Here is a 12,161-nt window from a genome sequence, read left to right on the forward strand (position 1 = left end):
AAGGCAGCTATCCCTGAAATTGAAGCGGCCAGTTCGAGATCGGCAAATTGCGAACAACCAATCACCCGCATTGGATGTCCGTTTTGGTCAGTATACCAAACATTCGCGCAAAGGGCAGAATGCGCCACGATGGGCTCAACTCGACCATTCTCTGCGATCTGAGAACGGTGGTTTCGGGGCCGATGAATGCCAGGTCCGGTAGCTCAGCAGAGCGATAATACAGAAATGACCTGCTTCAAGCTGTGAACAGGTCTCGCGAAAGGTTTGACAGAATGCGGCAACCATCGGCAGTGACAACTGCTACTTCTTCCAACCGGACACCAAACCTACCTGGTAGATAGACGCCTGGCTCAACCGTAAAAACCATGCCTTCCTCCAAAACCAATTCACTGATGCCGGTCAGGTAAGGCGGTTCGTGCACCTCGGACCCAAGCCCATGACCTGTGCGGTGCGTGAAGAACTCACCATATCCTGCCGCCTCAATGACGTCGCGGGCTGCCTTGTCAATCATGCAGGCCTTGATACCCGGCCGAATGGCCGCCAGCGCCGCTGAGACCGCAGCGTCAACAGTGTCGTGAACGTCCTGATATCCCTCCGGTGCGTGACCCAGGCAGGACATACGCGTTATGTCCGAGTAGTAGCCGTCTTTCTTACCTCCGATATCGACAACGATCGCGTCACCCGGACGCACTGGCGTATCCCCCGAATGGTGGTGAGGGAACGCTGAATGCGCGCCTGCCCCAACAATTCCAAAGGCGAATTGCGCGCCGCCTGCTTCGAAGCGCGCTTTTGCCACTTCGACCAATTCGCGTTCAGTAACGCCATCGCGCAGGGCCTCTCGGATGGCGACATGGGCTGCATCGGCAATGCGGGCGTTTTCCTGCAAAGCCGCCAGTTCACTATCATCCTTGATCATCCGCACGGCACCGATTGTGCCAGAGGCGAAGCTGCGCTTGGCATCTGGCAAGGCATCCAGCAACAGAAGCGCATGGTCAGCGCGCATGGCTTCATCAACCGCTACGCTTTTCGGTTGCGGATTGACGGTGCGTAGAGCGTCGGCAAACGCCGCATCAGGGCCGTCGTCATCGCCCCACTCCCAGAACGGCAGATTGCTGTGTTGCCGTGCATCCTGAGCATTCAATGCAGGCATCAGGAACCCTGCCTTGTCGGGTCCTATCAGCAAGAGGCATGGCCGTTCGTCGGGATGAGGCGCAAACCCCAAAAGCCAGTGCATATGCGCACCAGGTGACAATGCAACAAGATCAACTCCGGTTGCCACCATACGCTCCCGCAACCGATCGAGCCTGGTCATGTCTTCTCCTCCAATCGCGCCTCTTCAAAGGCGGCGTGCAAATCTGCGCGCGCATCGGCGACCAGTTGTTCCAGCAGCGTCACGCGCGCCAGCGTGAAATGCCCGGCCTCATCTAGGATGTTCACGGTGCCGATGACCTGCCCCTCCTTGGTCACCGGAATGTTGACCGCAGCCTCACAACCCAGTTCGTTGATTAGCGCGTGGTCCGAGAAATAGGGCGCAAATTCAGCGGTCTGGTTGGCCACAAAGGTTCCCCCCCGGTCGAGAACCTGTTCTGTCCAGTCATTGCTGCCCATGGGCTTTGTACCAGTGACCGGGTATTCCAAAGGGTGCGAGGAATAGGCGCGTCGGGCGAGCCCCGCTTTTCGGTCCAGGACGGTCACCGTGAAAAGGCGCGCACCGCACGCCGTGTCAGCCGCGCGATGCAACGCCGCAAAAACTTCGTCAGGTGTCATGTAACGCTTTCAATAGGGTGTACCGGGAGCGGAGACCGCTCCCGGTTTGATACATCAGTTCTTTTCGACAAGGCGGTAGTAGACATAGTCCGCGTTGGCCCCGTTCACGAAGCCCTCGACATTGTCCGCCATCGCAACTTGCTTGACTGCCTGGAACATGATCACGAACGGCGCTTCCTCCTGCATGGATTTCTGCAGTTCGACATACATCTGATTGCGCTTGTCTGCGTCCTGTTCGGCCAAAGCCGCCTTGGTCTTCTCATTGATCTCGGCAGGAGGCATCCATGCGTTACGCCAAGTTGTTGTCGATGCGTACTTATCGTCGGAATTGTCAGCGTTATAGGCAAACGCCTTGGCGTTCGAATGCGGGTCCATGAAGTCCGGGCCCCAGTACAACAGCATCCCCTGATGGGTGCGAGCGCGGTACTTTGTAATCACCTGTGCACCTGTGCCCGGCAAGATCTCAAAGTTTATACCGGCTGGTGCAAAGGTCTGCTGCAAGCTGGCTGCCATATCGGTGAACGGCGGCGCGTTGATCACGTCAAGCTCGATGGTAATCGGCAGTTCGACGCCAGCTTCCTCAAGGATCGCCTTGGCCTTGTCCGGGTCATAATTGAATGGTGTATCGGTCAGAGCGCCGGGGAAACCCTCGGGCCAAAACGCCTGATGCACTTCCATCTGACCTTTGAGGAAACTGTCGGCCATGCCGTTGTAATCCACCAGATAGCGCGAGGCTTCCCACAGTGCGGGGTTGGTCAGAGGTTCATGTTTCTGGTTGAAGCTGAACCAGTGCACCGCGGTCTGCGGATAGGTTTCAATCTTGATGTCAGCATTGCCTGCAAGGCCGGCAACCTGATCGGGCGTCAAGTTCTTGGCCATATCCACGTCGCCGGATTCAAGTAACAGCCGTTGGGTTGCCGCTTCGGGTGCGTGACGGATCATCACACGTTCGGTCGCGGGTGCGCCGTTCCAGTAATCCGGATTTGCCTGAAGCATCAGAACTTCGCCCGGCGCATACCGGGAGAGAGTATAGGCGCCTGTTCCGGCGCTGTTCTGGTTCATCCAGGCGTGGCCCATATCGCCATCAACCTCATTCGCCATCGCGGTTTTAAAATCCACGATTGCAGCCGGACGGGCGGCCAGAACGTTCAGCACGAAAGACGGCGCAAAATCACCATCCCATCGAACCGTGACCGTGTTGCCGTCAACCGTGACCATCTCTTCGATGTTGTCGGCGGACCAACCGAGATTTTCCAGAATAAAGGCCGGAGCCTTTTGCAGAACCAGAACGCGTTTCCAGCTTCCAACTACGTCTTCACCGCGCAGCGGGTTGCCCGATGTGAATTTAACGCCGTCGCGCAACTGGAACGTTACGGTTTTGGCGGCCGCATCGATCTCCCAGCTTTCCGCCAGACCCGCCGCCAGAACGGTGGTGTCCTCGGCGTCGTATTGCACCAGTTGGTCATAGGTGTTTGTGACATATTCGCCCGAGGTAAACTCGTAGGCCGATGCAGGATCGATGGTCACGATATCATCTATGTTTTGCGCGATCACAAGTGCATTGGCGGGTGTTTCGGCCAATACAGGCGTGGCCGAAAGCGCGACAAGGCTCACCGCCAGCGTTTTGGCAATGTCTGGGACGTACTTCATTGGTCTCTCCTGTTGATGTTGTGATTATTTTGTGCGCCCGGCTTGGGGCCAAGCAATCTGGGCGAGGTGCCGGTCCACAAAAGTTTGGCCGGGCCATCGCCTACATTTTCAAAGGCATGAGGGGTATCACCCATAAAGTGCAGGCTGTCGCCTTGGTGCAGCACGAAATGTGTTTCGCCCAGCGTTTGGCGCACGGTTCCTTCCAGCACCATGATAAGCTCTTCACCGACATGAGCGGTGACCTCTGACGAGTATCCTGCGGGGATATGGATAATCAGTGACGACAGGGTCCCGCCGGGCAGAACCGTCGAAATATGTTCATAAGACAGAGACGAATCCGCAAGCGCGAATTGGGGGCGTTCACCTTGGCGTGTCACGCTGTCAGCGGGTTTTGGCGTGGAAATGAAGACGTCCACGTCCACACCCAGCGTTGCCGCGAGATTGGCAAGCGTTCCAAGGCTGGGCGTCGCCTTGTCCCTCTCAACCTGACTGAGAAAGCCAACCGAAATGCCCGCCTGATCTGCAAGGGTCTGCAGCGTCATGTTCGCCTTGCGGCGCAAGTCCCTGATGCGACCACCAAAAGCAGGCGGACGCGCAGGTTCGATATTGGACATGGGTTCAGACATGGTCGCTCCTGCAAGAAATTTTGATATTAGTAAAAAAATTTTGCTCAGTCAAAAAACTTTGATATTGTGGGTGAAACGGAGCCGAACTTGACCCGATCTATCCCAGCCCTCCAGTTCCTAATGACACTGGTCGTGACATTTCTCGGCCTGCTCGCGATCACGTTTGTAATCGGGCGGGTAGTTCCGATTGATCCGGTGGTGGCGATTGTCGGTGACAGGGCCAGCGCAGAAACATACGAGGCGACGCGGCAGGAATTGGGCCTGGATGACCCCCTTGTCGTTCAATTCGCGCGCTACGTGAACCAGGTGCTTCATGGAGAGCTTGGCATGTCAGTTTCCACTGGCCGCCCGGTGGCCGAGGATTTGGCACGTGTGTTCCCGGCCACTCTGGAAATGGCCACGATAGGCATCATCATCGGAGTGCTTCTTGGCGTTCCAATGGGCGTTTTCGCGGCGTCGCGGCAAGGAAAGCTGGCGGATCGTGTAATCCGCGTGATCGGTCTGGCGGGCTATGCCATCCCGGCCTTCTGGTTGGGATTGGTCGGTTTGGTGGTCTTCTACGCCAACCTGCGTTGGGTTGGCGGTCCGGGCCGGATCGATTTCTTTCTCGATGGCACAGTGCCACCACGCACCGGCCTTTTGCTGATAGACAGCATCATCGACGGAAACCGGGAAGCACTGTTAAGCGCCATCCATCATATAATTCTGCCTGCAACGATCCTTGGCTTCTTTGCGCTTGCCTACATTGCACGCATGACGCGCAGCTTCATGCTTGAACAGCTAAGCCAGGAATACATCATCACCGCTCGCGTCAAAGGTACACCCGAGCGGTTGATTCTTTGGCGACATGCGTTCCGACCCATTCGCGTACAACTGATTACCGTAATCGGGTTGAGCTATGCCGGGCTACTGGAGGGCTCGGTGATGATTGAAACCGTGTTCAGTTGGCCGGGCATTGGCAGCTATCTAACTACGGCCCTTCTGAATGCCGACATGAACGCGGTTCTTGGCGCGACATTAGTGATCGGCGCGGTCTTTGTAGGGATCAACAAAACATCTGACGCACTTTACCGACTTCTCGACCCGAGGGCGCGATCATGACAACACGCGACTGGTTGCTTTCCGACGATCCCGAAACATTGATGCAAGCCCGTTTGGGGCAGTTCTACAGATTGGCCCGCGCATTGGCCCGCAACTCGCTGGCAATGGTCGGTCTCGCCATCATTCTTATGCTGTTGATCGTGGCGGCACTTGCACCATGGTTAGCCCCCTATTCACCCATCGAAGGTGATCTGGCGAACCGCCTGCAGCCGCCGTCCGCAACCCACTGGATGGGCACCGATGAACTGGGCCGGGATATCCTGTCCCGTATCATTTTCGGCGCGCGGATCACTCTGATGATCGTCCTGCTGGTGGCGGTGATTTCCGCTCCGCTTGGATTGCTGATCGGCACTGTCGCGGCCTATTTCGGGGGCTGGATCGATCGCATCCTGATGGGGTTGACGGATATCTTCCTGTCCCTGCCCCGACTGATCCTCGCCCTGGCCTTTGTCGCGGCGCTGGGTCCGGGTATCGAGAATGCGGTCATTGCCATCGCTATCACCGCTTGGCCGGTCTACGCGCGGATCGCTAGGGCCGAGGTGCTGACTTTCCGAAACGCCGAGTTCCTCGATGCGGTGCGTATGCAGGGCGCATCCCCGGCGCGTATCATCGCGCTTCACGTCGTGCCCTTGTGCATGTCTTCGACCATCGTTCGCGTAACACTCGACATGGCGGGGATCATCCTGACTGCCGCTGGTTTGGGCTTCCTCGGCCTGGGCGCGCAGCCCCCATTGCCGGAATGGGGAGCGATGATTTCACGTGGGCGCTCGTTCATCCTCGATCAATGGTGGGTCGCCACTATGCCCGGCTTTGCCATCGTGATCGTTTCGCTGGGATTTTGCCTGTTTGGTGACGGATTGCGTGACGTGCTGGACCCGAAACAAAGGTCACGCGGATGAGCCTGCTTTCGGTTGAAAATCTGCGCGTCACCTTCCCGTCGGATCACGGCCCGGTCGAGGTTGTGCGCGGCCTGTCCTTTGACCTTGGCCGCGAACGGCTGGGCATCGTTGGGGAAAGCGGATCGGGCAAGAGCATGACCGGACGGGCCATCATGGGGCTGATACCCTCCCCCGGTTGTGTGACTACGGACCGACTCGAATTCGATGGCACCGATCTGCGCAATTTGCCCGAAGCTGCCATGCGCCGGATGCGCGGAGCGCGCATGTCGATGGTGCTACAGGACCCAAAATTCAGCCTGAACCCGGTTATTCGCATCGGCGAACAGATTGAAGAAGCCATGGCAGTACACGGTGTCGCCCGCCCCAAGGAACGCCGCCAGCGCATGATGGAGGCTTTGCAAGCCGTGCGCATTGAAGACCCTGAACGTGTAGCCAAGCTTTACCCGCACGAGGTGTCTGGCGGCATGGGGCAGCGTGTGATGATCGCCATGATGGTTGTCATGGAACCGGCCCTGATGATCGCCGACGAACCCACAAGCGCGCTGGATGTCTCAGTGCGCGGTCAGGTTTTGGATATTTTGGACGACCTTGTTCGGCGCCGGGGCATGGGGCTGATGCTTATTTCACATGACCTGAATATGGTGTCACGTTGGTGCGACCGGATATTGGTGATGTTTAAGGGTGAAATTGTCGAAGAACTGGGTACTGGCAAACTCAACGAGGCACGTCACCCCTATACGCGCGGTCTGGTGGCCAGCCTGCCCAAGATCGATGAACATCGCGCCCGCCTGCCGGTTCTGGATCGAGGCGCGTTATGATCCAGGTTCAGAATCTTTCAGTAAAGTTCAGTGAAACCACCGTCTTGCATGATGTTACGTTTGAGGTCGCAAAGGGCGAGAGCTTTGCGCTTGTCGGGGAGTCCGGGTCAGGCAAATCGACCATCCTCAAGGCGCTTTCGGGTCAGGTCAAACCGTTTCGGGGCACATTGCAGATCGGCACCAACCGCCAAGGCAAAACAAGCCGCCTTGCGCTGGCGCGGCAAGTTCAGATGGTGTTTCAAGACCCTTATGGCAGCCTGCACCCCCGTCGAACAGTGGACGACACACTCAGCGAACCGCTCGCGATTCACCGATTGCCAGATCGGGATCGGAGGGTTCTGGACATGCTGGATGCCGTTGGTTTGCCTCGGCGCTTTCGCTTTCGCCTTCCCCATCAGCTGTCTGGAGGGCAACGCCAGCGGGTGGCCATCGCCCGCGCGCTGATGCTTGACCCTCCCATTTTGCTTCTAGACGAACCCACAAGCGCTTTGGATGTCAGCGTACAGGCAGAGATTCTGAATTTGCTCAAATCCTTGCGCGAAGAAAAACACCTTACTTTCCTTCTTGTCACTCATGATTTGCCGGTTGTCAGTTTCCTGTGTGACAGGCTGGCGATTTTGCGAGCAGGACGCATCGCGGAACTCGCCGACGTTGCCACGTTGCGTTCCGGCGAATTTACGTCTGACTACGGCAAAGAACTGTTTCAACGATCAGTCGAATAGTCATGGAAATTGCGTGCTGATCTGAGCAGTCCTTGTGTGGGCTCTCCCGCCAACCTGCAATTCTGATCGATCAACTTTGAATGCCTAGTGTAGGGAGTTTGGTAAGTCGAAATGCCAACAGCTTGAATATCAGGATCGGGCCACCCACTCGGTGATCGGTGTCCGCTTCCTGCGCTGATGCATCGATCGTGTAAGATGCAGCATTAATTAAGCTAGGCTCAATGCGGCCAGGGTGGCCTTTCGATTGTGCTTGTTTTGAGAGCACGACCAGGTTTTGCAAAACTTGCTATCTGCTCATCGCGGACGTTGCTCACGCGTACATCATCTGTCGCGTAGGGGCGCACTGCTGTTGTTGGAGAAAGCGCTCAAATGATGGTTTGCTACTCGACCGGCGTCCAATTCGATCCGGGATCGTAGGCTGATATCTCGGCCGTTACCTCAAGGGTCTCGGGTCCGAAATCCGCCTCGTAAACGACACCGTTTTCGCCTACGAGAAAGGAGTGAATTCCGGTTTCACCGTAGTCGGAGGGAACTGCCAGCAGGGCATGCCCGGCGACGAAATAATCGCCGATAAAGTACGAGTACGCACCACCAGGGGCATTCGCTCCCTGTTCCTGCAAAATCGTATAGTAGTAGCCGAGAAACGGCTCTGCCTCATAATCATCTTCGCCGTCGCTCCACCCCGATGCTGTCGCTCGGGCAAGAGCGGCGCCGACAAAGCTGTCTTCGTCTGGCCAGAACAAACCGTCTCTCGCTCCGGGATCAGCGATGATCGACCGCGCAAATTCCATCACACCATCACCGTTGTGATCCACAAGACGGAATGCCGCCTGAAGGTCCACATAGGCCTCGAGCAAGTCGATCACTTCCAGCTCATTCAGGCCAATCTCGCGAGCAGACAGTTCTTCCAACCCAGCTTCGATATCAAATTGCCACCCCTCATCGCCACGCAGAATTGGAATCGGGAATGGCCAACCGTCTTCGCCCAGAACCAGAACAACCCCGTCATCATCAGGCTGAAATCGATAGCCTTCGGCATACATGCCAAGCACTTCGCGCCGTCTTTCCTGATCCTCCACGGGATCACCGGTGCCAATCACCTCTTCGGCCTCGGCGCCGAAAATCTCAATCAGCCTGTTCTGATCATCCGCCTTCAGAGCTTCGACAAAAGCATCCAATGCCGATTGAGGCGTATCGAAACGGGCACCATCCGCGAATGCCGAACCAGCCGTCAAAGACAAAAGTAAAACAGAAGAAATCGATGTGCGCATTTTACCGTCTCCGCTTGCCCTTGGCCGCATGTCCACGTTGGGACGCCTTATGAGCTCTGTTGCCTGACGCCTTTTTCTTCATTGCCTGGCCCTTGGACGCAGACGGTTTCCGCTGTGCTGCCGCCTTCTTTGCCTGAGGTTTCTTGGCCGCTTGCGGTTTCTTTTTGACCGGCTGTTTCGCCGCATCCGGACGTTTCGTGCGATCAACCGCCTTCTGCTTGGCTGCGGCTTTGTCCCGGTCGACATTGCCCCGGTTCACTTGTGGAAGAGACTTGTTCCCATCGCCACGGTTTGCCAAGGCACCACCGGCCAATGCGCCTGCTCCGGCACCGGCTGCGACCGCCGCAGCGGCGCGATCCCGACTGATATCCGCTGCACCGCTTTCACGGCTCAACTTGTCGCGCAGTTCGTCCGTGCGACCTTCGGGGCGATTGACGGGCAAGTCACCGCGACCGCCTTCGGGTCTTTTATGATCAGCAATTTTGTCACGGGCTTGCTGCTGGCGATCCGGATCCGGTGACCACTCAATATCCGTGCGATCACCCAGATCTATGTCATTGCCAATATTGACGTTGCCGTCGACGTCTATGTCGATATTCGGATTTCGGTAGATCGGACCGCCGCCCCAGCCACCACAATTTCTGCAACCCCAGTAGCCGTACCAATCATCGTCATCGTCAAAGATCTCGTCGATCAACGCGACAGCGCCAAACGTAAGCAAGGCCGTGCCGACCACGTCTCCAGTCGATGGGCCGGTATAAACCGTCTCAGGGTTGTATTGAGGGACGTACACGGTTTCGGGTTCGGTGGGCGTGACAATAATCGTATCGTCATCCGAAACTTCCACTGTCTGCTCGGGCCCCGAAACAAGGGCCCCTGTGTCGATCGCCTGATTTCGCATGACCTGAACCGCATCCATCACGTCATCCGACTGGGCCAGCATGGCGGTGCCGACCGTCTCGGTCCAGTCGATATGCGTGGCCATCTGACCGACGACTTCCGGGAAAGCCGTTGCCAACACACTGACGGAAGGGTCCCAACCCATCGCTTCTATTTCGGGTTCAAGTTCGGCTGGATCGCGCTCGGTATTGTCCAGCAAGTATCGTTCGGCCTTTACAATCTCCAAAGGTTGGGTGGCAGCCACCAAAATCTGAATAAGCAACGTGTCGGGGTAAAGTGCCACCGGCGCAACCAGTGTTTGCAGTTCTGCGTCAGTCAAGAGTTCCAACGAAGTCTCTGAGCTGTCTTGTGACGCCGAGGCATCGGATGCTTCTTGCGCGTATAAGGTAGTTGATGCACCAATTCCGAGCGCAATTACCAGATATCTAAACATATTGCGTTCCTTCAATCTATTGAAGGATCACCCATGTCTGCGATTCTGGCAACCTCGGCCCTCCGTTCGCAGCTGGGTCCTTTGTTTAGTTGTAGCCAAAAGCTAAATGCTGCCACGGCGCGCAGGGTTTGACTCGGGGTAACAATTTTCGATTTTGACGGTTCCCCGGTCTACGAGGTTTGAACGGGGAACCAATCCGGATTTCCAAAGTCTGAGTCAGTGACGACCATTATGAATGGACGATATCGGGTTTCACTTCGCCATCACTCAAATTGCGCTCAGGACTTTGGAGTTTTCGAATTCTTCTAACGTCGATACCATCAGCATCGCGTGCGATTTCCCAAAGCGACCGGGTATTTGGGCATCAGTAGCCCACGGTAAAGGCGGCGCGTGGAAACTTGGCTGACTGAGCTTCATCCATGATTGCGATCGCAAAGTCTTCCATAGAAATCTGCGAGTTGCCGGCTTCATCAACAATCAGGTTATCTGTGCCGGTTCTGAACACTCCCCGGCGCTCGCCAGGCTGCAATAGTGCAGACGGGCTGGCATAAGTCCAGTTCGCTGATGCATCAGATGAACAGAGTTCCCACTGCGCCATTGAAGCACGCGCGATTGGTACAATGCTCTCGGGCAAAAAGTCGGGATCTGACAAGACGGTGTGCGGGCTGCCATCTGGTAGATGCAGACGTGCGGCACCGCCAACAATGATCACCCGAAGGTTGGCAAGGGATGCGGCTTCTAGGATGGATCTGGTCAGTGCAACTATTTCGCCCTCGCGCCCGGCAGGTGTGCGCACAGCGCTTATGGCTAAATCCTGACCGGCCATGGCGGTGGCCAAAGCTGCGGGGTCGGCAACGTCCGCAACAACCGACTTGGCGCCTTTGGGCAACTTGTCGAGCCCCGCCTTATATCTTACGGCCGCGGTTACATCATGGCCACGTGAGATCGCCTCGATCACGACGCGAGAACCCACGTCGCCAGTGGCTCCAAATACGACAAGTTTCATGAATATTTTCCTTTTGGATTGAGGTGTGAGTAGGAAGTTTTTGCAAGTGAGGGAGGGCTGGTACGCCCTGCGCGCTGCCCAAGCCAGATTGCCGTGAGGACAACTCCGGCTCCGGCGATCTGAGTGAGCGTCAGAGACTGGCCAAGTAGCATCCAGCCAATAATGACTGCGGACAGCGGGCTTAGAAAACCAAGGGCAGAAACCGCGCCGGGCTCGATCCGGGAAACGCCTCGGAACCACAAAATATATGTCAGCGCAGCCCCTATCAGGGTCAGATAGGCGATGCCGTAGATATTCCGCACATTCAAAGGGGGAAGCGTAGGCTCAAACAATAACGCCAGCGGAATCAGCAATAGCCCCCCTGCCGTGAGTTGCCAGGCCGCCAAGGTCAAAAGTGGTACAGGAGCTTGCCACTTCCGAGGCAGAACTGTGCCCGCCCCCATGGAGACTGCGCCGCCGATGCCTGCCAGCAACCCAATCGGATCAAGTGATATCCCCGAGCCAAGCACAAGAAGACCGACCCCGGCGATACCGATCGTTGCCGCGACCACCGCAGATGTCTTGACCGTCGTACCAATCAGCATTGCAGCCAAAAACACGACAATCAAAGGCTGAACCGCTCCGACGGTTGCGGCAACTCCGCCCGGTAGTCGATAGGCCGCAACAAACAGAAAAGTCCAAAACAGTGTGAAATTGAGCGAACCAAGAATGAAGGCGCGCATCCACCAGATACCCTGCGGCAGTTGCCGGGCCAGAATGAGCAACAGCAGGCCAGCAGGCAAAGCACGCAGCGCAGCCATTGTGATTGGATACCCTGCGGGAAGAAATTCAGTCGTAACGTAGTACGTGCTGCCCCAAACCAGCGGCGCAATAGCCGTGAGCGCAATATCGACGTGACGTTTCATGAGGATTCTCCATTTATCTTGACGTCAAGATAAATCCAATTCTCTTGACGTCAAGATAAATCC

Annotated in this window: 12 protein-coding genes; 4 read left to right on the forward strand and 8 right to left on the reverse strand. The window is 56.6% G+C overall.

Annotated features, from left to right (window positions below):
* Nucleotides 1-235 precede the first annotated feature (235 nt).
* From ACR0NW_RS04925 to ACR0NW_RS04940, 4 genes are read right to left on the reverse strand one after another with little or no spacing between them, the layout of a single operon-like run.
* Nucleotides 236-1,312, reverse strand: coding sequence for a M24 family metallopeptidase (locus ACR0NW_RS04925; RefSeq protein ID WP_480448584.1), 1,077 nt, complete (start codon nucleotides 1,310-1,312; stop codon nucleotides 236-238).
* Entirely contained in the window at nucleotides 1,309-1,767 is a 459-nt protein-coding gene (locus ACR0NW_RS04930; RefSeq protein ID WP_480448583.1) for a GAF domain-containing protein, read from the reverse strand. Before ACR0NW_RS04930 ends, ACR0NW_RS04925 begins: the two co-directional genes overlap by 4 nt.
* Nucleotides 1,768-1,821: 54 nt before the next feature.
* Nucleotides 1,822-3,417 (reverse strand): ABC transporter substrate-binding protein, encoded by a 1,596-nt coding sequence (locus ACR0NW_RS04935; RefSeq protein ID WP_480448582.1) that lies wholly within the window; start codon nucleotides 3,415-3,417, stop codon nucleotides 1,822-1,824.
* Nucleotides 3,414-4,043 carry a helix-turn-helix domain-containing protein gene (locus ACR0NW_RS04940; RefSeq protein ID WP_480448581.1) on the reverse strand — a complete coding sequence of 210 codons (630 nt, stop codon included), beginning with the start codon at nucleotides 4,041-4,043 and terminating at the stop codon, nucleotides 3,414-3,416. The genes ACR0NW_RS04935 and ACR0NW_RS04940 overlap by 4 nt, the downstream gene beginning before the upstream one ends.
* 120 nt (nucleotides 4,044-4,163) lie before the next feature.
* Between ACR0NW_RS04940 and ACR0NW_RS04945 the strand changes: the two genes are divergently transcribed.
* From ACR0NW_RS04945 to ACR0NW_RS04960, 4 genes are read left to right on the forward strand one after another with little or no spacing between them, the layout of a single operon-like run.
* Nucleotides 4,164-5,144, forward strand: coding sequence for an ABC transporter permease (locus ACR0NW_RS04945; protein WP_480449585.1), 981 nt, complete (start codon nucleotides 4,164-4,166; stop codon nucleotides 5,142-5,144).
* Nucleotides 5,141-6,043 (forward strand): ABC transporter permease, encoded by a 903-nt coding sequence (locus tag ACR0NW_RS04950; protein ID WP_170651048.1) that lies wholly within the window; start codon nucleotides 5,141-5,143, stop codon nucleotides 6,041-6,043. The genes ACR0NW_RS04945 and ACR0NW_RS04950 overlap by 4 nt, the downstream gene beginning before the upstream one ends.
* Nucleotides 6,040-6,861, forward strand: a complete 822-nt coding sequence (locus tag ACR0NW_RS04955; RefSeq protein WP_480448580.1) for an ABC transporter ATP-binding protein — start codon at nucleotides 6,040-6,042, stop codon at nucleotides 6,859-6,861. Before ACR0NW_RS04950 ends, ACR0NW_RS04955 begins: the two co-directional genes overlap by 4 nt.
* Entirely contained in the window at nucleotides 6,858-7,583 is a 726-nt protein-coding gene (locus ACR0NW_RS04960; protein ID WP_480448579.1) for an ABC transporter ATP-binding protein, read from the forward strand. Before ACR0NW_RS04955 ends, ACR0NW_RS04960 begins: the two co-directional genes overlap by 4 nt.
* 380 nt (nucleotides 7,584-7,963) lie before the next feature.
* On the opposite strand, the gene ACR0NW_RS04965 is transcribed toward ACR0NW_RS04960, so the two are convergent.
* From ACR0NW_RS04965 to ACR0NW_RS04980, 4 genes are all read right to left on the reverse strand, one after another.
* A complete protein-coding gene (locus tag ACR0NW_RS04965; protein ID WP_480448578.1) occupies nucleotides 7,964-8,854 on the reverse strand; it encodes a DUF2950 family protein in 891 nt (296 codons plus the stop codon).
* Nucleotide 8,855: 1 nt separating this feature from the next.
* Nucleotides 8,856-10,187, reverse strand: coding sequence for a DUF3300 domain-containing protein (locus ACR0NW_RS04970; protein WP_480791511.1), 1,332 nt, complete (start codon nucleotides 10,185-10,187; stop codon nucleotides 8,856-8,858).
* A 364-nt stretch (nucleotides 10,188-10,551) separates the two neighbouring features.
* Nucleotides 10,552-11,193, reverse strand: coding sequence for an NAD(P)-dependent oxidoreductase (locus ACR0NW_RS04975; protein WP_480448576.1), 642 nt, complete (start codon nucleotides 11,191-11,193; stop codon nucleotides 10,552-10,554).
* Nucleotides 11,190-12,098: a DMT family transporter gene (locus ACR0NW_RS04980; protein ID WP_480448575.1), complete on the reverse strand. Its 909-nt coding sequence runs from the start codon at nucleotides 12,096-12,098 to the stop codon at nucleotides 11,190-11,192. Before ACR0NW_RS04980 ends, ACR0NW_RS04975 begins: the two co-directional genes overlap by 4 nt.
* Nucleotides 12,099-12,161: the final 63 nt, after the last annotated feature.

This window comes from Ruegeria sp. CF5 (assembly GCF_056537325.1).

What these genes read in the sequence shown, in the direction of transcription:
- ACR0NW_RS04925 (WP_480448584.1), bottom strand. Translation starts at nt 1,312, where the DNA reads ATGACCAGGCTCGATCGGTTGCGGGAGCGTATGGTGGCAACCGGAGTT.
- ACR0NW_RS04930 (WP_480448583.1), bottom strand. Translation starts at nt 1,767, where the DNA reads ATGACACCTGACGAAGTTTTTGCGGCGTTGCATCGCGCGGCTGACACG.
- ACR0NW_RS04935 (WP_480448582.1), bottom strand. Translation starts at nt 3,417, where the DNA reads ATGAAGTACGTCCCAGACATTGCCAAAACGCTGGCGGTGAGCCTTGTC.
- ACR0NW_RS04940 (WP_480448581.1), bottom strand. Translation starts at nt 4,043, where the DNA reads ATGTCTGAACCCATGTCCAATATCGAACCTGCGCGTCCGCCTGCTTTT.
- ACR0NW_RS04945 (WP_480449585.1), top strand. Translation starts at nt 4,164, where the DNA reads ATGACACTGGTCGTGACATTTCTCGGCCTGCTCGCGATCACGTTTGTA.
- ACR0NW_RS04950 (WP_170651048.1), top strand. Translation starts at nt 5,141, where the DNA reads ATGACAACACGCGACTGGTTGCTTTCCGACGATCCCGAAACATTGATG.
- ACR0NW_RS04955 (WP_480448580.1), top strand. Translation starts at nt 6,040, where the DNA reads ATGAGCCTGCTTTCGGTTGAAAATCTGCGCGTCACCTTCCCGTCGGAT.
- ACR0NW_RS04960 (WP_480448579.1), top strand. Translation starts at nt 6,858, where the DNA reads ATGATCCAGGTTCAGAATCTTTCAGTAAAGTTCAGTGAAACCACCGTC.
- ACR0NW_RS04965 (WP_480448578.1), bottom strand. Translation starts at nt 8,854, where the DNA reads ATGCGCACATCGATTTCTTCTGTTTTACTTTTGTCTTTGACGGCTGGT.
- ACR0NW_RS04970 (WP_480791511.1), bottom strand. Translation starts at nt 10,187, where the DNA reads ATGTTTAGATATCTGGTAATTGCGCTCGGAATTGGTGCATCAACTACC.
- ACR0NW_RS04975 (WP_480448576.1), bottom strand. Translation starts at nt 11,193, where the DNA reads ATGAAACTTGTCGTATTTGGAGCCACTGGCGACGTGGGTTCTCGCGTC.
- ACR0NW_RS04980 (WP_480448575.1), bottom strand. Translation starts at nt 12,098, where the DNA reads ATGAAACGTCACGTCGATATTGCGCTCACGGCTATTGCGCCGCTGGTT.